A 22,275-nucleotide genomic window follows, 5' to 3' on the forward strand; every position below is an offset into this window, starting at 1 on the left:
TAATAAATCCCCTTTTTTGAATCTTGTTTAAATGAAGAAGCCACGAAATTTTCGTGGCTTCTTTGCTATATAATATTTAATTTTTCCAAAAATTCAGTCCGGCTTCTCCTACTTACCGGAATCACTTTACCTTCGACGATAAGATTACTTTCATCCACATCTTGAATCTTGGACAAATTGACCAAAAAAGAACGATGAACCCTAAAAAAACCATCACCCAACTTCTTATCTAAATCTTTTAGGGTAGAATGCACTATATAAACATTTGACTTGCTATATATCTTTACGTAATCACTTAGGTTCTCTACATAGTTAATATCACCCACCACCAAGCGAATATATTTCTTATCAACCTTAACAAAAATATTCTCGTTTTTAGGCATTCCTTTTGGTCTTTCACTGAACTTCTCTAAGGATAAAACCTTCTGAACAGCACCTTTAAACCGTGTCAGGTTGATAGGCTTTTGTATATAATCTATTATATCATATTGATAAGCCTGAAAAGCATACTCCGCACTAGAGGTAGTCATAATAACCGAAGGAGAAGTGGTTAACCTGTTTAGTAAATCAAAACCACTTAGACCTTTCATTTGAACATCTAACCAAATCAAATCAACCTCCACTGTTTCTAAGAAGAGTAAAGCCTCCTCTGCGGATTCAAAAGACTCTAAGTGATCCAAAGATTCATGGTTTTTGCATAAATGCTCCAATGTCTTTCTAGATAACAAATCATCTTCAACAATAATACTTTTTAGTTTCACTGAATCTTAATAGTTTTTTGAACCGATATACTAATAGCTAGCCTTTTAATCTATTTTCTTCTCCAAAGCTAATAAAAATGCCCATCTTAATGCCACATCTTTCAGATAATCAAATCTACCTGAAGCTCCACCATGACCAAATTCCATATTAGTTTTCAACAAAACAATATTGCCATCCGTTTTTGTATCTCTTAATTTTGCTACCCATTTAGCGGGTTCAAAATACTGCACCTGAGAATCATGCAAGCCAGTAGTAACTAGGATATTTGGATAAGCTTTAGCTTGTATGTTCTCATAGGGAGAGTAACTCTTCATATACTCATAAGCTGCCTTATCGTTGGGGTTGCCCCACTCATCATACTCGTTGGTGGTTAAAGGTATACTCTCATCTAACATGGTGTTTACCACATCCACAAAAGGTACATCGGCTATAAGTCCATGATATAAATCTGGAGCAAGATTAGCCACCGCTCCCATTAAAAGACCTCCTGCAGAACCACCATTGGCATAAAGATGCTCAGAGGAAGTATAACCTTCGGCAATTAAAAACTTTCCACAGTCGATAAAATCATTGAATGTATTCATCTTTTTCATCAACTTTCCATTCAAATACCACTGCCTGCCCATTTCTTGACCACCCCTTATATGGGCTATGGCAAAAGCGAAACCTCTATCTAATAAACTTAATCTAGAACTACTGAAAGATGCGTCCATGCTATAGCCATAGGAACCATAGGCATATTCCAACACAGGCGATTTGCCGTCTTTCTTAAATCCTTTCTTATATACGATGGAAATAGGCACTTTTACGCCGTCTCTGGCCGTAGCATACAATCTTTCTGTAACGTATTCCTCTTTATTATAACCTCCTAGTACCTCTTGCTGCTTCAGTAAAGTCTTTTCTGTAGACAGCATGTCATAATCATAAACAGAGCTCGGAGTAATCATAGAAGTATACCGATACCTTAACAGCTTACTCTCGTAATTTTCATTGGTGCTAATACTGGCATCGTAAGCAGCTTCTTCAAAAGAAATAGAGTGTACTTTACCCGTTTTCAGATCCTGGATACTCAGCTCTGTCAAGCCGTCTTTCCGCTGCTGAACAACTAGAAAATTCTTAAATTCGTCCACTTCTTCAATCAGCACTTTGGCGTCGTGTGCTCTGTATTCTTTCCAATTTTCTTTAGAAGTGGCGTTTAAGGGGGTTGACATCAGTTTGAAGTTTTCCGCTCCATCTGCATTCGTTCTTATAATAAATTTGTCGTCTAAAGCAGAAACACTGTAAAGTACATCCTTTATTCTTGGTTGGAAAACCGCAAAAACATCATTGGCTTTATCTGCATTGATGTACCTAAATTCAGAAGAAAGCGTAGCCATGGAATAAATCCAAACCCATTTCCCATTCTTACTTTTATGAATACCGATATAGTTAGACTTATCTTTCTCTTCGTATACCAAATGGTCTTTAGAAACCCCTGTTCCCAACCTATGTCTGTATATCTTCTCGGAAAGAAGCGTAACTGGATTTTTGGAGGTGTAAAAGAAAGTAAGGTTATCATTGGCCCAAACGGCATCGCCTTCTGTGTTTACTATCTTATCTGACAGCAACTCACCCGTTTCCAAGTTCTTTACATAAATGGTGTATTGCCTTCTGGAAACTTCATCTACCCCAAAAGCCAAAAGCTTATTATCTTCACTAATACTCATGCCGCTTACAGCATAGTAAGCCTTTCCTTCTGCCATGGCATCCACATCCAACAGTATTTCCTCTGGATTTTCCATGGAGTCCTTTCTTCTACAATACTTATAATACTGCTTGCCCTCTTCTGTTCTGGAATAATAGTAATAACCGTTTTTAAGATAAGGTACACTTTCATCCTTCTCCTTAATCTTACTCTTCATTTCAGTAAACAGAGCTTCTTGCACGGCTTCGGTTTTGCTCATTTTTAACTTTAAATAAGCATTCTCTGCTTCCAGATAATTTATCACATGGGTGCTATCAGGTCCCTTGCCAAAAAAGTCATACATCCAGTAATATGGATCTGCCACAGCATCTCCATGAATTGTTCTAATATGTTCTTTTTTATCTGCTATGGGAGCTTTGGCATCAGGCCAGTTGTAAGACATTCTTTCAGGTTTTGGTGTACAGGCTGTTATTGCAGCAAAAATAAGGATGAGGTTTTTCATAAGCTAAAAATCTTTGACTAGTAAATGTCCTCGGTTCAAATAAAACCAAAGTTAACAAATTTAAGGTCTTATTTTAAAGCTACTTTTCTTAATCGGAAATAATTCAAAACACTTCAAAAGAATTGGATAAGGCTTCTTACTTTTAGGAAACGAGATAGCCGCCAGAATGATTAAAAAAGTACTTCTAGCTCTTTTAACCTTACACCAACTCAGTGCTCAAGAAACGTTTGTTTTGCCTGAGCAAGGCTTTCAATCAAGTGACTTAAATCCCTCATCATTATACTTTTACGAGAAAGGCAGCAATCTTAGCTTCGAGAAAATCCAAAAGGAACATTTTGAAACGTTTGCCAAAAACGTTGTGAGCGAACCATTTAAGACAGTTTGGGTAAAGTTTAAATTAGAAAACTCCAGCGATTCAAAAACGATATGTAAACTCAAGCTTTTCGAAGAATGGTGTGAAAAAGTTGAAGTTTACAGCAGACCAATAGCATCAAAGGATTCTTGGAAAATTCAGTTGGCTGGTATGATGTACCCGCTAGATTCGCTGGGAAGTGTGATAAAAAAAGACAAACTAGTTTTACTAAATCGACCAGATCAAGTTGCCATAAGTTTAGAACCACATGAAACTAGGGAGTATTATATAAAGTTCACCAAGGTATATAGACCTTTCCTAAAAATCGATCTGAGGCTTCTTTCTATATTGGAGTCTGCAAATCTACAGGTTAAGGAAAGTAAAGACAATTGGGTAACCGCTGCTTTTATGGCCATGATTGCTGTACTGTCCTTATTCAATCTGCTTTACTTTTTTATACTAAGAGACGAAGCTTATTTGTATTACTCCCTATATGGTTTTTCTGTGATTTTTGCAGCCACTGTTATGGACAAGTACTGCCTTTTTATGTACCAGCTTTTCTATCAAAACAATACTTTTATACAGCCTTGGGTTTACGTATTTGCTGGTGTTTTAAGCCCAGCACTTTACACACAGTTTTCAAGGTCTTTTCTACAAACCAAAAAACGCTTCCCGAGACTCGACAAAATCTTAGTTTTTCTTATTTTCTGGATTCTTTTTACAACACTCTTATCTGGAATAAATTTCATTCAAACGGGTAGGCAGTTTATGCCTAACATTCCGTTTTCTTCGTTTATGGTTCTTTTAGGACTTCTTTATGTAGTTCAAGTAATCATGGTTTTAAAAAGCAAAGAAGTCCATGATAAGTTCCTTTTGGCCGGCATAGGTATTTTGTTGCTTTGCATATTGCCAAATTATGTCTACGAATTGTTTCATCCTGATTCTATTTATGGAACTCCTTCTTTTATGGGTTCTTTCAGCTTTCTGCAATTGGGTACAGTACTCGAAATGGTCATTTTCGCATTGGGCTTAGGGTTTAGAACACGTCAATTAAAAAAGGATAAGCAGCACTTTGAAGATTTGGATGCTTTGAAAAGCAATTTTTTCACCAATATTTCCCATGAGTTTCGCACACCGCTAATGTTGATAAAAGGGCCACTGGAACAGTTGCGTAAAAAAATGGAATCCAAGGCGGATATAAATCTAGTGGAATTAGCACAATCCAATTCAGATAGATTATTGAGCATGATCAATCAGATATTGGATCTTTCGAAGTTGGATGCTAATAAAATGAAATTAGACAGGAAATTAGTCAATGTTGTCCCTGCCCTGAAAAGTATGTTTTATTCCTTCGAGTCACTGGCTTTAAAAAAAGGCATCACTTTAAATTTTGAGACTAGCGAGGATGTTTTGGAGATGGCTGTGGATATGCAAAAAATGGAAACCATTTTCGTTAACCTCATTTTCAATGCCATAAAATACTCCGATAAACAAGGGCTTATTATTTTCCAAATTTCAAAACAAAAGCAACATGTTTTTTTCAATGTTATAGATACAGGAAACGGAATAGCAACGGAAGATATAGGCAATATTTTTGACAGGTTTTACCAAAAAGATATTTCAAGTCAGGAAAACACAAATTTTGGAATTGGTTTGGCTTTGGTAAAAGAACTGGTTTTGCTTCATAAAGGACAAATTTCAGTAAAATCAAAAGTAGGAAAAGGAAGCACTTTTGAAGTAAAATTGCCTCTTATTACCGCAGGTTTTGAAAAAGAAACAGATTTACATGAAATCAATACAGAACATCTTACAGAATTTATCATTGAAAGTGCTGAAGAGCATATTGCACAGGAATATAGCCTACTATTGATTGAAGATAATCTGGAAGTCCGTTCTTTTATTAAGTCACAATTGTTGAAAAAATACAAAGTGGCAGAAGCAGAAAATGGAACAGAGGGCATTAAAATAGCAAAGAAGATTCAACCAGATTTAATCATTTCTGACGTAATGATGCCTGGTAAAAATGGCTATGAGGTAACGTCCATTTTGAAAAATGACATAAAAACAAGCCATATTCCCATCATTTTGTTGACTGCCAAGGCAAACCAAACTGAAAAAATGGAAGGTTTAGACATGGGTGCAGACGCCTATCTTACTAAGCCATTTTCACAAGACGAACTTGAAGTACGGATTGACAACCTCATTAAGTTAAGAAAAGAACTACGTACCCGTTTTGCTGGAACAGTTCAAATAAAACCTACCGAAGTTTCCGTCAATTCTGTTGACCAGGAATTCATAGAAAAGCTAATGGCCATTGTTGAAGAAAACATTCCGAATGAAGACTTTTCAGTGGCAATTTTGGCAGAAGAAATTGGCATAAGTAGTCCACATTTAAACAGAAAGCTCAGGTCATTAATAAGCCAATCTACCAATGAATTCATCCAATCTGTGAGATTAGAAAGAGCCGCAGAATTACTCCAAAAAAAAACTGGTAACGTTTCTGAAATTGCTTTTCAAACTGGCTTTGGAAGCACTGCTTATTTTGTTTCTACTTTCAAAAAACGCTTTGGTATGCCGCCAGGTGAATACAAAAAGCAATTCTAAGCCGCTCCATGCACGGATTCTTATATCAATTGATAGGATATTGATATGAGCGAAGCTTAAGTCTTTCTCAATTTTGCCTAGTACAAATGTATGGAGGCATCATGCATTCATGATGGGAAAACTAAACGCTCTAAATACTTTAAACATGAAAATTAATTTAAAAAAGCATGGGATAATAATTCTAATGTCACTGCTGCCTTTTTTTGTATTGGCTGTCCCCGTTGCTGGAGTTAGTCCTGACTCTAATGCCCCAAAATCCTTAGGGACATTTATAAATGGAAAGCTTCAGAGTAATAATACAGAATTCTTAAACTTAAAAAACAAAGCGGCATTGGTCTTGACCAAAAGTGCGGTGTCCAACATCTCCAAATCAGTTTCTACTTTAGGCCTGCCTATGATGCTGGAAAAAGACGACATTGCTCGGATTTCCGCCCCAAGAAACTCATGGCTGACCTTTCTTGACAACGACATCAATATAAGTATGGATATTGGGATTGAAGATGCCTCAAACGCTCAAAACTGGATCCTTCCCAATAATATTCTAGATATTTTCCAATCATACTATAATGAAGATTTTATTCCTACAGAAGAAGTTCCACTTGACCTCCAATTTCCGGGGGCTAATAAGGTTGTAAAGTCCACCTATCTAGATGTTGCTAATAATGAGATTGACTTATTTGAACATTATTTCATTGGGGATGATGCCCTTAATTTTTTAGGCAATAGTTATTACTACTATTTGGATGGTGGCGAAGACGCCTTTGATGCCGTAGATTATAAATTTACAGATATACCGCTAGCTCTGGGAGACACTTATTCGTACATAGAAGATGAGGTTTCTCAGCCTTTCATTGGATTACGCTACTACAACAGAACAAAAACAGTTGATGCTTTTGGCACTATAGAAACGCCCTATGGCACTTTCGAGTGTTTAAGAATAAGTTTTATAACAGATTTATATTCAAGACCGGATATCTCAAGTTCCTACACTTTTAATAAAAGTTATAAATCAGTCGCATTTGTTACTAAAAGTGGACATTACATCTCCGCAAATGTTTCTGGAAAAGCAGGAAATGTAACCCTAAGTGAAATTGAATTTAGGGTGATAGCTCCTACAGGTATATTAAGTCCCGTGGAAACGGTGCAAATTAATAATGATGGAGATGGCGTTTTGATAAGTAATACCGGTGTATATATAGACGTACTTACCAAGACTGCTGACCCAGACGCTATTCTGGATATAGAAAGCGATGATAAAGGGATCATGATTCCAAGATTGGAAGAATATAACCGCCCTCTTGATCCAAATGAAGGGCTTTTGATTTACCAAATTGACAATGACCCTGGATTCTATTACTACGATGGGTATGACTGGACAAGGCTTGACAATACTACGCCTACACCTTCAGCCAGAAAAGCTGCCACGAACTCACAAGAGATAACCAAACTAGCCAAAAGAGGACTTGGGGCATTAATAAATGGTTATGCAAAAGTCGAAATTGGAGAACTTGGAAACTTGAGTGCGGACGAATTCTTAATAAACCTACAGCCAGAGGGCAATTGCAATGGTCTCTATATTTCTAAAAAAACACCTACTTACTTTGAAGTGAAAGAACTAAATAATGGTACAGCCAATGTAAAATTTGGATGGAACCTTAACGAAATCTAAAAGCAATCAATATGAAAAAATTAAGCCTCATTTTAACGCTGATTATATCTACCTCAACTGCCTTTGCTCAGTCGGTCTCCTACTTTGGCGTTTTCGCTGGTGGTGCTGGTCAAAATGCCGACAATTTGCAAAGAGCTTCCGCTTTGGGCTATAATGCCCGTGTTTCTGTCAATGATGGTTTAGTCTTAGGCGACACCACATTAGTAAAAGTAGGAATCGGCATGTCGAATCCACAATATCGTCTAGATGTAAAAGGGGTATTCAATATGCGAGTGGCCTATAATGCTCCTTCTATGAAGATTAATGACCGTAATTTCTTGGAATTGGACAATGAAGGTCAATTTGTCTTAAATGAGTTCAAAATTAAATATGCGAATGAAGGCCTCTGGTCTGATAAAGTTTTTGAAAAAGACTATCCTTTAATGTCATTAAAGGAAGTTTCAGATTTCATTAAAGTCAATGAGCATTTGCCAAATATCCCTTCTGCTAAAGAAGTGGTAAAAGAAGGCGTTTCTATGCACGAGATGGTTTCTAAACTGTTAGAAAAAGTAGAAGAACTGACGCTGTATACCATACAACAGCAGAGGGAGATTGAGGGTTTGAAAAAGAAAATTGAAGATGTCCATTATTAGAAAAATCCCAGCTTGGCTTATTTCTGGAATTCTATTAGGACTTTCCTTTCCAATTATTGAAGGTCTTCCTAATGGAATTTTAACATGGTTTGCTTTTGTGCCTTTTCTCCTTGATGTCCGAAAGGAAAAGACTTTTGGCAAATTCATGCTAGAATCCTTTCTGTTAATCCTCATTTACTTATTTTTAGATGTTTGGTGGGTAGGCTATTATAAAATTCATTATATGATCATGGGGGTTTTGGATATAGCCCCATTTTATTTAATCCCATTTATTGCATTCTATCTCATCAAAAAGAGATATACATGGCAAATAGCTGCTTTTTCTCTCCCTTTCCTTTGGACCATAAACGATTGGGGTTTGCATCTTATACCCCACAGCATGCAAGTTTATCTACTACCCTATTCTCAGTCTAATAATATCTGGCTTATTCAGTTTGTAGATATCTTCGGTATGTACGGCATCAGTTTTTGGCTCATTCTACTGAACGTTCTTTTAGCCATGGCCATTGATAAAAAGACTAAAATTGCCTATTTGAAACCGGGTTTGGCCTTAGCCGTTCCTCTTATATATTCCTTTTGGTCAATGGAAATAAACCCTAAAGGTATCACGGGTTTGGGTAATCTTAAAAGTAAAGTCACCATTATACAGACCAATCAGGACAGCTACGCTACACCTGGCAAAAAAAATGGTCAAATGCTGTTAGACGAAATCTTTAGCCTCTCTGATTCTGCCGTTCGTAGAGATGGACCCGACCTGCTGGTTTTGCCCGAGGCTACCATTCCGTACGCCCTTTTGCAGGACAAGAACATATTAAATTTTACAAAAGAGGCTATAGCCAATTGGCAAACTTCAGTGGCCATAGGTTTTGTAGAACATCCTAACAGCAATAACCAACATTTTTATCAGAACAATGCTCTAGTTTTTACACCACAACTCGCCACAAATTGGGATACTTTAAATATTCAGGCAGAAGACGTAAAAGTGTATCAAAAGGAACATGGACTGCCATTTGCGGAAATTACACCTTACTTTAATGATCTGCCTACATCACGAGGCCAGGCAATGCTTAAAGGAAACAAACCTTATACTTTTAAATATGGAAATTTTGACGGAGACCAATTCCAAGTGGCACTTTCTATTTGTTGGGAGCAATTATTCCCTGAGAAAATAGCTAGTCTGGTAGATAACGGAGCTCAGTTTATAGCCCTCATGAATAATGACGCATGGTTTGGCAAAACACCAGGCTCATTTCAATTACAAAGTTTTACAAGAATAAGAGCCATTGAAAACCGCCGAAGTATTGTCAGAAGCTCTAATGGCGGCATTTCTTGTTTTATAGACCCGTTTGGTAGAATTTATGGTAAACTCCCATGGTACACCGCTACTTTTGGTACGCAAGAGGTAGAAATGGTTTCTAAGAAAAGTTTTTTCAGTAAGCATCCAGAGTGGTTTCCAAAGTTTTGTGGATTAGGAATACTTTTACTTTTAGGATTATTCCGCTTCCAAAAAAGGGAATAGCATCCTTTTAATCCCCTATCTTTGCTACAGCTAATACCCTTTTATGATTGTTATTACTCCTGTTAAAGATTCTTTAGGTACTTCCAAACAAACTATTGCTAATATTGCTCAGGCCAAAGGCCGTTTCCAATACTTTGTTTTCAATGATTTCAGTAGTTCTGAAACAACGGACTTCTTGGAGAAAAACCAGAATGAATTCAATTACAAGCATATCAATCTGGCGGAAATAGTAGATACACCTTCGCCGAATTACATCACGGTTTTGAGAATGGCTCAGAAAATGGCCTTAGAACAAAACACGCATTTGCTCATTATAGAGTCCGATGTACTGGTAAAAAAAGAGACCATTGCGGAGCTAAACAAATTAGCCGACGAACTAGACAATGTGGGAATGATAGGCTCTGTAACTACAGATATAGATGGCACCATAAACTTTCCGTATAAAAACATCAGCAAATCAAATGGCGATTTATTTATCACCAAAAGAAGCTTAAGTTTCTGCTGCACCGTATTGTGCCATAGATTTCTAAAAGCATACGACTTCCACACCTTAAACCCCGAGAAAGATTGGTTTGATGTAAGCATCTCCAAAATGTCTCGTAAACTGGGCTTCCTTAATTACCTTTCAAATGACCTTTCTGTAATTCACCTTCCCCATTCTAGTAGACCATGGAAAATGGAAAAATATTCTAATCCTTTAAAATACTATTTTAAAAAGTACTTCTTAGGAAGAGATAAAATCTAATAAAACACTAGAATTTAAGTCTTAAACCAGTAATCTAAACTATCCAACTAAGATAGTTTTTAATAAAATCAACGTTTTTCAAGAGTAAGCTTTATAAAGTTGAGATTTACATAAAAACCTTCTTAAACACCTCTAAAGCAGCCATGAGGAGCATGATATCCGGCATGATATACCGGTATTTCATAGGTATTTTCTTCATTTCCAAAACAAATTTATTTGTAAAACGGAATAAATTTAGCAAAAAACATATCAACATACATAATCCTTTTGTGCATTTTATTCTTTAAAAAATCATCTTTCCTGAAAAAAACCAAAAAGCTCAATGGGCAATAGCCCATAAAAATATTTTTCTACTAGCTTTACCGCATAAACTTATTGAAATGAAAAAAATAACAATCCTATTAAGCATTCTGCTTACATTTTCTCTGACAGAAAGTTCAGCTCAAAAGCTGAAAAAAATCTTTAATGGCAAAAACCTTGACGGCTGGGTCGTGCCCAATCCTAACCATGACAACTGGAGCGTATCAGACGGCCTGCTGGTAGTAAAAAGTTCAGACGACCGTAAAGGCAGTATTTTATGGACAGAAAAATCATATACCGACTTTGTGATAGAAGTGGAATACAAAAACACTTTTGGTATTGTAGACTCTGGCATTTTCCTAAGGTCTGATAAAGACCAGATTCAGATTGGTATCTCTGGCTCAAAGAAAAGAGACCTTACCGGCTCTCCCTATATCCCTGGAAAAGGTTACCCTAAAGAAGCCGACATCAGTGGCCTTAAAGCCGACGATTGGAACACCATGAAAGTAAAAGTAACTGGCAATACCTATATGGTATGGCTAAATGGTAAAGAAGTGATGAACTACACCTCTGAGGATATTCCTGCTAAGGGCCCAGTAGGCATTCAGCTACACCCAAAAAACGAAATGGGTATAAACTATAGAAGTATTAAGCTGACTGAGATTTAAAACTGACTTAAAATATTCTTTTTAAAAACCACCTTTTGAGGTGGTTTTTCTCATTAAACGCCAGCCTCACTATACTTTCAATTATATTAATTTGTGCACTTTTACGCTTAGTATATCCGACTTACTAAGTAATCAAAAAATAGAAATCCATGTTGAAACTACTCAGATTTTTAAAATTTATGGGGATAGGTTTATTCTCTTTGCTGATCGTATTCTTCAGCTTCGTTTTTTTTCCATTTCCTTCTATAGATTTTGAAGCAAAAACGTATGACAACCTACTGTTAGAAAACATTAACATCATTGATGTAGAAAATGACTCACTTCTAAAAAGCCAACACGTACTCATTTCTAACAATACCATAAAAAGCATTTCAGATAGTGCTATTTCTCATGATTTAAAGAACCTCCACATTGTAAATGGCAAGGATAAATACCTCATTCCAGCACTTTGGGACATGCACGCTCATTTGATTAAACAATCTCCAAATAGTGCCTACCCAGAATATGTAATAAATGGAGTTATGCATTTAAGAGATATGCGAGGTGCTTATGACAGCAAAGACTCTTTTGCCTCTACACCAGAAAAAATTAAGAAATGGAATAAGATGGTTCACGCTAATGAACTCTTGGGTCCTAAAGTTCATAGCCTTCCCAGTTTCGCCGTTGAGGGTCCGAGTTCTATGTTTGATGGCTTTCCAGAATTTTATAACTGCTCTAATGAAAAAGAAGCTAAAGAGCTAATCCGTTATTTTAAGAAACATGAAATTGATTTAATTAAGACCTATAATAACATTCCTCGTGAGGCATTTTTCGCTCTTATGAAAGAGGCACAGTTAGCTGGAATTGATGTGGCAGGCCATAAACCTGTTAGAGTTAGTACAATGGAAGCTAGTAATGCAGGCATCAAGAGTTTGGAGCACGCAAGATTTTTACTCTGGGATAGCTTTAAAGGTTCTGATGAATTAAGAAATGATCCAAATCCAAAACAACATGATAATACAGCACTGAGAAAGAAAATGCTTGTGGAGCATGATACATTGCTCTTGCATAAAAATCTAGCAGTAATGAAAAACAATAAGACGTATTACTGCCCCACCCACCTCACTAGAAAGTCTGATGCCTTTGCCGATGATTTAACATTTAGGGCAAGATATGATAATATAAACCCCATTTTACGTTTTTTATCATTTGAAGATTTAGATGCCACTATACAAGAAGACACCAGTTCACTAGGCCGGCTGGTTTATAAAGATTTCTACTCAAAAGGACTAGAAATAACTAAAACAGCGAACAAAAAAGAAGTTAAGATTCTTGCAGGAGCCGACGTTCCTGAGTTACCAGGAAGCTCATTGATTGACGAACTTCAAGAACTTTCGGCCGCAGGACTTTCTGGCTTTGACGTTTTAAAAACAGCTACGCTTTATCCTGCAGAGTACTTTAAGGTTCAAGACAAACTTGGTACTGTAAACGAAAACAAAACTGCTGACCTGGTAATCCTATCTAAAAATCCACTCGATAAAGCTTCAAATCTAAAGGCTGTAGATGGAATAATTTCTAATGGACGATATATCGATAGTGATAACATAAATCAGATTAAGGAGAAAGTACATTCTCGTAACCAAAGCTGGAGCATGTCTGCAAAACTAATTTGGGACATATTTTTATTTATGATTAAATAAAGCTTCGTCTTAAATTATCATAGTGGAAGTAGGACTAAATAGAAACAAATAAGGGTTCACCTAACTTAAAGGAACCTTATCTCAAATGTCATTTTTTCTATATTTCTAGCTAAGGAAACGCTATTTTCCAAATAAACCACTATGGACTCAAAGTCCATAGTTTTAGTTCAGACTGAAAGTCTGCCTATTCGACGATAAAATTAGTATTATTACTTTCATTTGGATTTATATGATGCTCCAAATATCCGTTGACCATTTCATCCGTAATATTAACCGTACTCCATCAGCCAAAGCCTATTGCCCAGAAATGGCGACCCCAATAACGCTTCTTCAATTCAGGGAACTCCATTTGCAATTTCCTCGATGAACGCCCCTTTAGTAGTTTAACCCATTGACTTATCGATTGAGAAGGGCGGTATTCCAGATGCATGTGTACATGATCTTTTGATACTACTCCCTTCAATATTTGAACTCCCTCTGCCTCACAAATTTGTATTAACAAAGTGCGACACCGTAACTTGATATCTCCCCCTAGAACGGCATGACGATATTTAGTCGACCATACTATTATGAACTGTAAGTCTTGAAATACTATGCCCGTTTGATCTTTGAAAATCCATATACCAATAATAGCACATTTTTAGAAGCTGAAAGCGAAATGCAATAAATTGCATAGTTTTAACTATTTCTGAGACCAATAAAAATTGAAGTTTCGCGATAAATAATAGGAGCAACAATGACATTATGGAAAAGCTTCGTGTATCTCTTAAGCTTAACTATCAGGAAATTGTTGAAATACTTAAACTGGTTGATTTCTCAATCACCAGAGCGAATTAGGAGCCATCTTCCGTAATAAGGATCATAAAAAATTTAAACCATGCGGCGACCGGGCTCTGCGAAATTTTCTAAATGGCTTGATTATTTATAAAAGGGGGCCGAAGCCGGAATAAATTAATCTTATTGAAGATTTATCTCCCTAACATAGGGAATAGCCTTTTGATATCCTCTTCATTGGGTTGGCTACCATATTCGCATATTTCAAAGGATTCCGCAAAACTTACTTTCTCGGATTTGCTTTTTCCATACCATTTTTCAAGACTGGCTTTTACGGAGGGAGATATGCCATTTCCTCTTAGTTTTTTCAACCACTCCAGTCTTTCTGCCTGACCTTTGGGTACTTTATCAGCGTATTGGCCAATCCAAGGCAGCCATTCATAGAACTGAGATTGATGAGCATCCAAACTATAAACTTTTTTATCAATGACACTGGAAATGTCAATGGCTATATCCGCTTGAAAAGGGTTTGGCTTTTTGAAATTATCCTGAAAATAAAGAAATACCGGGTTTTTATTCAGGGGAGGGGTGTCGGGGGCAATATTGGGTACTCCAACCATAAAGGCGGCATCCTGAACTAAAATTCCTGTATAGCGATGATCTGGATGATAATCATTTGACCTTGGTGCAATAACTACGTCCGCATTCCAATCTCTGATTCTTTTGATAATTTCCAGACGAATGGCTAAAGTAGGAAGTAATTCTCCATCATGATTATCCAAGACTTCATAAGTAACCCCGAGTCTTTTTGAAACTTCTTTGGTTTCGAGAAGTCTTCTCTGTGCAAGCATCCCACCACCTTCGCTCATATGACCGGCATCTCCGTTAGTGACTGATAAAAATTTAACCTTATGTCCCATAGCAACAAAAAGTGCAGCCGTACCTCCTGATTTAATGTCACAATCGTCAGGGTGTGCACCAATCATAATTATCTGAAGTGGTTTGTCCTGTGCCACAATCGAGTTAATGCATAAAAGCATTAAAATATAAAGTAAGAATTGTTTTTTCATAGGGTTAAATAAAATATACAGAATGAAATTATACAATTCTCTCGGAATATTAATTAGATAGGCATGTTAATATATAAGGAATCATGGTGAGAATCATCTCTAATTTAGAATTTTGAAAGCCAACAACAATGTAGGCCTGCTCCTACCCAAAAACTTGATTTGGTATAAATACCCTATTATCATACAGGGACGCCTGTTGGATCAATGAACGCACAAAATTCTATGATGACTTAGAAATCACTTCATTTGAGAATCCTCTTCAATTTAGTTCAAAAAACTATCAGAAGGAAGCTTAGTTTGCCGTTTTATCAATCGCCAAGAGGACTGGTATCTATTCACAATCAGAATCTATGAGTTTATATTGATTCATAGCTGAAAATAATCTCTAATTTCGTTCCAGTAAAATAGCCCAGCCTGTCGAATGGTAAGTATTAAAATGGAAAGGAAAAGGATTTATTGACACTCCGGAAAGCCAGCATTTTTTAAAGCCATTATATATAACCAACCCTTATAAATCATGAACCCTATGAAGCTAATATTCTCAATTTTAATACTCCTAGTAATCGGGAGTGGTTGTAAAGTCAATAAAAAGAATGTACCGAATACAGAAGCTTTAGAAAATCATATAACATTGGTTAACATTGAAACCGAGAAAAAGGTAGATGTTTTGATTGATAAAAATCTGTTTACCTCCTATTTATATTCAGATGAAATTTCGGTGCTTAAAAAAAATGTCCTTTATCCAATTATTGCCGCAAACGGCCAGATTGTTACGCGTGGATACCCACTGAATACCCGCCCAAATGAAAGAACTGATCACCCACATCATATTGGAGCTTGGTTTAATTTTGGAGATGTAAACGGCCTTGATTTTTGGGGCAATTCCGATGAAATTACAACCCCAAAAGAAAAGCTAGGTACCATTAGGCATGAAAAAATAGTCGCTTTAGAAAATGGAGAAAAAAAAGCTTCTATGGAAGTGCGAGCCAATTGGTTAAATCCAGATGGTTCTGTGCTATTGAAGGAAGAAACCAAATTTGTTTTCTATGCCGAGAAAGGCAAAAGGATTATTGATAGAATTACCACCTTAGAGGCTCAAAGTGAGATAGTTTCATTTAATGACACCAAAGAGGGCATGTTTGCCATAAGAACAGCTAGGGAACTGGAACACCCAAGTGATAGCCCAGTTAACTTAAGTGACGAAAATGGCCATAAAACTACGGTAAGGGTGGTAGACAATACTGGTGTGAGCGGAAATTATATGAGTAGCGAGGGAATGGAAGGAACCGATGTTTGGGGAACAAGGGCCAAATGGATGGCACTTTCTGGAACCATAAATAAGGAAGATGTTACGCTTGTCATTATGGATGGCCCACAAAATGTAGGGCATCCTACCTATTGGCACGCCCGTAGTTACGGTTTATTTTCTGCTAATCCGTTTGGGCAAAAAGCATTTACAGACGGTAAAGAGGCATCCATGAATTTTTCGCTCAAACCGAATTCCTCAGTTACATTTACCTATCGGATAGAAATATTGAATGGTCATTATAGTAGGGAACAGTTGGAGAGCGAATACCAAAATTTCATTCATGATTAAGACAACTTTCCTCAAGCAGCACATTTTACTTCAAGGTGTTTTCTAATACGATGACTGACGGACTTTCGGTCAGCCATTTTTTACTGAGTCCAGTGGTATCGCCTTGGGCAAGAAACTGAACATTTGAACCCAGTACTATGTCAATATCACCATCGCCATCCATGTCTTCGGCATCCATAACCATCCATCTTCCTTTAGATGCTTCGGGAAATGAAAAGGCTTTAAACGTTAAATTTCCTTTGTTTTCTAAATACACAAAGCTTTCCTGAGGATTATCAAGATAATCTGGGAAATAAGAAATTGATGCAATATCTAGATCGCCGTCTTGGTCATAATCTCTAGGTATGGCTTTGTAGGCACCATTTTGATGATAGAAATAGCTTTGACGAAAATTGAATTTCCCATCATTAAGAAAAATATATACACCATGATATGCCTTTAGAATTGGCGTTTTGTCGGCATTATCTCCACATACATACATGATATCATCATAGCCATCATTGTTAAAATCTGCCAGCTCCATGTATTGGGAACCATTTAGAGGTAGAAAAGACAGCAGCCTTTTTTCCTTGAACTTGCCATTGCCTTGGTTTTCATAATAGAAAATACCTTCATCTCCTTGGGCCATCAGTGCAAATATATCGTTCAAGCCATCTCCATTGGAATCTTTAATGATTGCTTTTATAGCACCTGGTCTAGCATTTAAAATTCTGGCTTCATACCTGTCATTCCCTTTATTTTCATACCAAACAAGTTTTCCTGTTAAATCGCCAAATTCACAGGCCACAATATCCTCAAGACCATCACTATTCAGGTCACCGTATTCCATGGAAACGGGACGTTGTAAGTTGGAAATTAGTGCAGTTCTATGGTCGTTTTTATTGAAATCAATTTTCTGTACGGCACCATGACTCAAATCGTTGGGATAAAAGTTTCTGCCTATGGTAGACAAATATGCTGTTCCCGATTTTTCTCGGTAATGAACAGGGGTATGTTCCAAGGAAATAGTGCGTTGGTGTTCTAATTTTGTATCCAGAAAAGTTAATACGTTTCTCCCGTTTTTTCCGTCGCCAAAAACCAGTCCTCGATGCTCAGGTAATATTTTCACCAGAACAGTAATCGCAGGGCGATTGGCAAAGTTTGCTTCCTTATACTTGAAATGTTTTAGACCCATTTTTATAGAATGATTGCGACTCGGCGACTCATCAGCATGTGGTGCATTTTCTGTGTAATAGGATACAATTTTAGCCCAATCTTCTTTAGCAAGGACAGCTTTTTCAGGAAAAATATGTGCTTTTTCAATGATTGCTCTGTTTTCCGGTGGCCCAAAAATATTATCGGGCTGGTTGGTTCCATTGTAAATGCCCAATCTATGCCCCATGGCAGGAAGTACATCTTCCATCCAAATAGTTTTTGACAAGAAGCTGGGAGGCACAAAAGCATGGCAACTGCTGCAGTGTATTTCTGCCAATTCCTTTCCAGAAAAACCTGTTGTGGCTATTTCAGCTGAAGTGTCCTCTTCGTCATTTACGCAAGAAAAAAGCAAAGGCATAAATGCAATGAGTAAGACTAAGTGCCTTTTAAAACCTGTTTTACCACCTATTTTATTTCCTGCCGGATTATTCATGAATTTTGACATGAAAATATTTGAATGAGTTTGTTGAGAATAAGCTCTAAAGTTAGAATATTGAAAGGTATTCACAACAAGAACCTGAATTTCCTATATCTGTTGCGAGTTGAGAACCATCTCCAATTTCAGAATTTTGTAAGCCCAGTCTGCCAACAAATAGGTATTCACAAAAATTAAACATCTCAACTTTAAATGCTAAGATGTTGAGAATCATCTCAAAGGCTAAAATTCAGAAAACCTAAGTTTTCTAGCAGCAGGTTTTTGCGTCAAATAATGATATTATTTCTAGAAAAGATTACTAATTTTAGCAAACCCAATTAAAAATTCAGCCCTAGCCCATGAAACCTATAGTACAAATCTCCTTAGATCTTACAAACATTGACGAAGCCCTAGAAACAGCTGCCATGGCCATGCGAGCCGGTGTAGATTGGCTAGAAGCTGGTACACCCCTTATTTTAGCAGAAGGTTTACACGGTGTAAGAAAACTCCGTGAAGCCTTTCCCAATGTCCCTATCGTGGCTGACTTAAAAACCATGGACGGCGGCTATTTAGAAGCAGAAATGATGGCAAAGGCCGGAGCCACTCATGTGGTGGTGATGGCAAGAGCACATGAAGAAACCATTAAAGTAGTGGTGCAGGCCGGAAAGGATTATGGCATAAAAGTCATGGGTGATAATCTTGGCTGCCCCGATATGGTGGCAGGAGCCAAATGGTTAGAAGATTTGGGCTGCGATTTTGTGATTCACCACATTGGTTATGACGAACGCAGAGGTATTGCGGCCAATGGTTTAAGAATGCCAAGTCCTTTAGACCAATTAAAAGAAGTAGTGAATGCCGTTAAAGTCCCAGTTCAAGCCGTTGGTGGTCTTTCACTTGAACAAGCCATTCTATGCCCACAATATGGTGCCCCGCTCGTAGTTTTGGGTGCTCCCTTAACCATTGATGCAGATTCCTTCAAAACCGCCGAAGGAGACTTAGAAAGCTCCTTAAGGCTCATATGCCAAAAAATACATGCCTACGGCAACGTTTAAAATACTTTAAAATATAATACAAGCCCATTGAATCCTATGAATGCTATTGCAGTTGTTAATTATTCTTCCAAAAAAGGAAGTGTTGAAATTAGAGAAGTACCTAAACCTATCATTGGCGAAGACGACGTACTACTAGAGGTAGCAAACGTTGGTGTTTGCGGTAGCGATTTACATCAATGGACGGCAGACCATAGCTGGCATGTTAACTATCCCGTGGTATTGGGACATGAATTCGGAGGACACATTATAGAAGTAGGAAAAAATGTCAAAGGCTGGCAAGAAGGTGCACGTGTGGTGAGTGAAACAGCCGCCGTCATCAATGCCGCTAGCCCCCTTTCCAGACAAGGACTTTATAATCTAGACCCAGACAGAAAAGGTTTTGGTTATGGCGTAAATGGAGCCATGACAAAATATGTTAAGGTTCCAGCCAGGTGTCTGCACGTGGTTCCAGACAATTTGCCTTTTGAACAGGCTTGTTTAACGGAGCCTTGTTCGGTAGCTTATAATGCTGTTATTATGAACTCCACCATAAGACCTGGAGACCGTGTAATCGTTATCGGCCCTGGTACTATAGGTATTCTATGTGCGGTAATGGCTCATTTAAGTGGTGCGGACGTAGCTCTCGTAGGCTTACCTTCCGACGCTAAAAGGTTGGCCATAGCCAAGCAATATGGTTTTGAAACCATCATGGGCGATGCTCTTCCTTGGGCACTTTCGGCAGATGGACTAGGAGCAGATGTGGTCATTGATGCCTCTGGAGCAAGTGCCACGCTCAAACTTGCACTGGATTGGATACGCCCTAATGGGCAAATCACCAAAGTTGGTTGGGGACCAACCCCTTTAAATTTTTCTATAGACCAATTGGTTCAAAAAAATGTAAGACTACAAGGTAGCTTCAGTCATAACTGGCCTATCTGGGAGAAGGTTCTAGCTTTATTATCCAGTGGAAAGTTGGATGTAAGACCTATCATCGGTGGCGTTTGGACTACCTCTAATTGGCATGAAGCTTTTGAAAAAATGCACAGTGGTGCCGTTATCAAAAGTGTTTTAAAACCAGAATAAATTTATGCGTTTAGCAAACAAAGTAATTTTAATAACTGGTGGCTACACAGGTATTGGTAAGGCTATTGCCCAAAAAGCAGTAAAAGAAGGTGCTCAGGTTTTAGTGAATGGCTTAGACGAACCTCTCGGCCTTAAACTAGTGGAAACTTTAGGAGCAAAAAACGTCACGATGCTAACGATAGACATCACAAAAAAAGAAGCTCCCAAACGGCTGATTGAACGCGTCATTCAGAAATTTGGGAAGTTGGATTGTATTGTGAATAATGCCGCTCAAATTGTGTCTTCCACCATACAAAACACCGATTCTGAATTCCTCATTGAAATTCTTAAAACCAATACCGTAGCTCCATTGGCCATTATTAGAGAGGCACTGCCCTATCTTGAAAAGACAAAAGGCTGCGTTTTAAACATAGGCTCCATCAATGCTTGGGGCGGCGAGCCTGATTTATTGGCCTACAGTATTTCAAAAGGTGCTTTGATGACCATGACTAGAAATTTGGGCGACAGCCTTTTTAGAGAAAATGGGGTCCGTGTTAATCAAATTAACCCTGGTTGGGTGCTAACAGAAAATGAACAAAATAAGAAAAGTGCCGAAGGCATGAAAGATGATTGGTATAAAGATATACCATCCATTTTTGCCCCTGCGAAACGCCTTTTTTCTCCTGAAGAAATAGCCGCCGCCGCCACATTTTTAATTTCAGACGAATGTGGTCCGGTCAGTGCTCAAGTATTAGATTTAGAACAATTCCCTTTAGTAGGTCGCAATCTCCCTAAAAGCTGGGAGGGCTCTCATCAATAAAAATAATTAATATGCCTAAACTAGCCGTATTCCCAAAAGCCTATATGCAAGAACTCTGTAAAGATGGTACCATGAAGGTATCTGAATGGATAGAGTTAGCAGCCAAACTAGAAATAGATGGCATAGAATGGTACGCAGGTTTTCTAGAAATGGCGGATGCCAACAATTGGCCAAAATTTAGAACACAAGTGGAAAGCCATGGTAAAGTAATTCCCATGCTTTGCTGCTCGCCAGACTTTACACACCCAGACAAAGCGTTTCGGATGAACGAAATAGCGAAACAAAAAAGCTGGATAGAAATGACCCATGTATTGGGTGGTCAATACTGCCGTGTTTTATCCGGTCAGCGAAGACCTGAACTTTCCATGGAAGAGGGCATTGGCTTTGCAGCAGAATGTATAGAGGCGTGTTTGCCATTGGCAGAGAAATATGGCATTACCTTAATTTTGGAAAATCACTATAAAGATGACTTTTGGGAGTATCCAGAATTTGCTCAACAAATGGACGTTTTCTGTGCCTTGGTTGACCGCATAAAGCATCCCAACTTTGGGGTCAATTATGACCCAAGTAATACTTTTTTAGCTGGAGAAGAACCTTTAGAGCTATTATATCGCGTGTCTGACCGTGTGGTAACGATGCATGCTAGCGACCGCTACTTAATAGAAGGTACCATTGAAGATTTAAGAAAAGAAGAAGGTGGTGCTATGGGCTACGCTAAAAGATTAAGACATGGAGAAATAGGAAAAGGGCTCAATGACTACGATGCTATTTTTACAGAACTAAAACGTGTAGGCTTTGATGGTTGGATCAGCATCGAAGACGGCGTAGATGGCATGGACCAATTGGCCAGAAGCGTTAGCTTCTTGCGTAAGAAAATAAAATCGTATTGGCCTGATTTTGTTTAAATGACATACTTAGACCTCCTTTAGATACTGCCATTCCGTCAACCGAGCATCTCGCTCAGTTGACGGACTCATTCGAGTAATAGCTGAGGCACTACTCCATTGCTCGCTGATACACTCCATTTGATCGCTGAGGCTCCCGATTGTTGGCTGAGGGGTCTGGACTTGCCGCCTGAGTCTCTTCATTGCTGGCTGCGGCTCTCGAAGCCAAAATCTTCATAAAAAATCAAAGAATCATACGATTCATTCGCTCCGAGTGAAATCTTCTTGCTAAATTTTGCCTTCTTATAACAA

The 22,275-nt window shown here is 37.9% G+C and carries 17 protein-coding genes and 2 pseudogenes; 13 read left to right on the forward strand and 6 right to left on the reverse strand.

What is annotated here, in order from left to right; all coding sequences use genetic code 11:
* Window positions 1-65 precede the first annotated feature (65 nt).
* Window positions 66-761, reverse strand: coding sequence for a LytR/AlgR family response regulator transcription factor (locus ACSBFT_RS08010; RefSeq protein ID WP_463047461.1), 696 nt, complete (start codon window positions 759-761; stop codon window positions 66-68).
* A 45-nt stretch (window positions 762-806) separates the two neighbouring features.
* Window positions 807-2,948, reverse strand: a complete 2,142-nt coding sequence (locus tag ACSBFT_RS08015; protein ID WP_489604200.1) for a S9 family peptidase — start codon at window positions 2,946-2,948, stop codon at window positions 807-809.
* Window positions 2,949-3,114: 166 nt separating this feature from the next.
* Here ACSBFT_RS08015 and ACSBFT_RS08020 point away from each other — a divergent pair, with 166 nt between their 5' ends.
* The 7 genes from ACSBFT_RS08020 to ACSBFT_RS08050 all read left to right on the forward strand — a co-directional run bounded on the left by ACSBFT_RS08020 (window position 3,115) and on the right by ACSBFT_RS08050 (window position 13,116).
* Window positions 3,115-5,904: a response regulator gene (locus ACSBFT_RS08020; protein WP_489604201.1), complete on the forward strand. Its 2,790-nt coding sequence runs from the start codon at window positions 3,115-3,117 to the stop codon at window positions 5,902-5,904.
* Window positions 5,905-6,049: 145 nt separating this feature from the next.
* Window positions 6,050-7,573, forward strand: coding sequence for a hypothetical protein (locus ACSBFT_RS08025; RefSeq protein ID WP_489604202.1), 1,524 nt, complete (start codon window positions 6,050-6,052; stop codon window positions 7,571-7,573).
* A gap of 11 nt (window positions 7,574-7,584) precedes the next feature.
* Window positions 7,585-8,205 (forward strand): hypothetical protein, encoded by a 621-nt coding sequence (locus ACSBFT_RS08030; protein ID WP_489604203.1) that lies wholly within the window; start codon window positions 7,585-7,587, stop codon window positions 8,203-8,205.
* A complete protein-coding gene (gene lnt, locus ACSBFT_RS08035; protein ID WP_489604204.1) occupies window positions 8,192-9,724 on the forward strand; it encodes an apolipoprotein N-acyltransferase in 1,533 nt (510 codons plus the stop codon). Before ACSBFT_RS08030 ends, lnt begins: the two co-directional genes overlap by 14 nt.
* 43 nt (window positions 9,725-9,767) lie before the next feature.
* Complete coding sequence (locus ACSBFT_RS08040) at window positions 9,768-10,469, forward strand: glycosyltransferase family 2 protein (RefSeq protein WP_489604205.1); 702 nt, start codon at window positions 9,768-9,770, stop codon at window positions 10,467-10,469.
* Window positions 10,470-10,849: 380 nt separating this feature from the next.
* Window positions 10,850-11,437 (forward strand): 3-keto-disaccharide hydrolase, encoded by a 588-nt coding sequence (locus tag ACSBFT_RS08045; RefSeq protein WP_489604206.1) that lies wholly within the window; start codon window positions 10,850-10,852, stop codon window positions 11,435-11,437.
* A gap of 149 nt (window positions 11,438-11,586) precedes the next feature.
* Entirely contained in the window at window positions 11,587-13,116 is a 1,530-nt protein-coding gene (locus ACSBFT_RS08050; protein ID WP_489604207.1) for an amidohydrolase family protein, read from the forward strand.
* Between the two features lie 184 nt (window positions 13,117-13,300).
* On the opposite strand, the pseudogene tnpA reads toward ACSBFT_RS08050, so the two are convergent.
* Window positions 13,301-13,736: pseudogene (gene tnpA / locus ACSBFT_RS08055) on the reverse strand (IS200/IS605 family transposase).
* A gap of 124 nt (window positions 13,737-13,860) precedes the next feature.
* Here tnpA and ACSBFT_RS08060 point away from each other — a divergent pair.
* Window positions 13,861-14,066: pseudogene (locus ACSBFT_RS08060) on the forward strand (DUF1456 family protein).
* Window positions 14,067-14,084: 18 nt separating this feature from the next.
* Here the strand turns inward: ACSBFT_RS08060 and ACSBFT_RS08065 are convergent.
* Entirely contained in the window at window positions 14,085-14,960 is an 876-nt protein-coding gene (locus ACSBFT_RS08065; protein ID WP_489604208.1) for a DUF2610 domain-containing protein, read from the reverse strand.
* A gap of 526 nt (window positions 14,961-15,486) precedes the next feature.
* Between ACSBFT_RS08065 and ACSBFT_RS08070 the strand changes: the two genes are divergently transcribed.
* Window positions 15,487-16,557: a DUF6807 domain-containing protein gene (locus ACSBFT_RS08070; protein ID WP_489604209.1), complete on the forward strand. Its 1,071-nt coding sequence runs from the start codon at window positions 15,487-15,489 to the stop codon at window positions 16,555-16,557.
* 25 nt (window positions 16,558-16,582) lie between these two features.
* On the opposite strand, the gene ACSBFT_RS08075 is transcribed toward ACSBFT_RS08070, so the two are convergent.
* Window positions 16,583-18,196 (reverse strand): FG-GAP repeat domain-containing protein, encoded by a 1,614-nt coding sequence (locus ACSBFT_RS08075; RefSeq protein WP_489604210.1) that lies wholly within the window; start codon window positions 18,194-18,196, stop codon window positions 16,583-16,585.
* Between the two features lie 329 nt (window positions 18,197-18,525).
* Here ACSBFT_RS08075 and ACSBFT_RS08080 point away from each other — a divergent pair, with 329 nt between their 5' ends.
* Genes ACSBFT_RS08080 through ACSBFT_RS08095 form a run of 4 tightly spaced genes read left to right on the forward strand, consistent with a single transcriptional unit; the run spans window position 18,526 to window position 21,984 of the window.
* Window positions 18,526-19,218, forward strand: coding sequence for an orotidine 5'-phosphate decarboxylase / HUMPS family protein (locus ACSBFT_RS08080; RefSeq protein WP_463045752.1), 693 nt, complete (start codon window positions 18,526-18,528; stop codon window positions 19,216-19,218).
* Window positions 19,219-19,254: 36 nt separating this feature from the next.
* Window positions 19,255-20,280 carry a zinc-binding dehydrogenase gene (locus ACSBFT_RS08085; RefSeq protein WP_463045751.1) on the forward strand — a complete coding sequence of 342 codons (1,026 nt, stop codon included), beginning with the start codon at window positions 19,255-19,257 and terminating at the stop codon, window positions 20,278-20,280.
* Between the two features lie 4 nt (window positions 20,281-20,284).
* Window positions 20,285-21,079 carry an SDR family NAD(P)-dependent oxidoreductase gene (locus ACSBFT_RS08090; RefSeq protein WP_463045750.1) on the forward strand — a complete coding sequence of 265 codons (795 nt, stop codon included), beginning with the start codon at window positions 20,285-20,287 and terminating at the stop codon, window positions 21,077-21,079.
* A gap of 11 nt (window positions 21,080-21,090) precedes the next feature.
* Window positions 21,091-21,984: a sugar phosphate isomerase/epimerase family protein gene (locus ACSBFT_RS08095; protein ID WP_463045749.1), complete on the forward strand. Its 894-nt coding sequence runs from the start codon at window positions 21,091-21,093 to the stop codon at window positions 21,982-21,984.
* A 91-nt stretch (window positions 21,985-22,075) separates the two neighbouring features.
* Here ACSBFT_RS08095 and ACSBFT_RS08100 read toward each other — a convergent pair whose 3' ends face one another.
* Window positions 22,076-22,201, reverse strand: coding sequence for a hypothetical protein (locus ACSBFT_RS08100; RefSeq protein WP_489604211.1), 126 nt, complete (start codon window positions 22,199-22,201; stop codon window positions 22,076-22,078).
* Window positions 22,202-22,275: the final 74 nt, after the last annotated feature.

Source organism: Arcticibacterium sp. SM2516 (genome assembly GCF_057914865.1).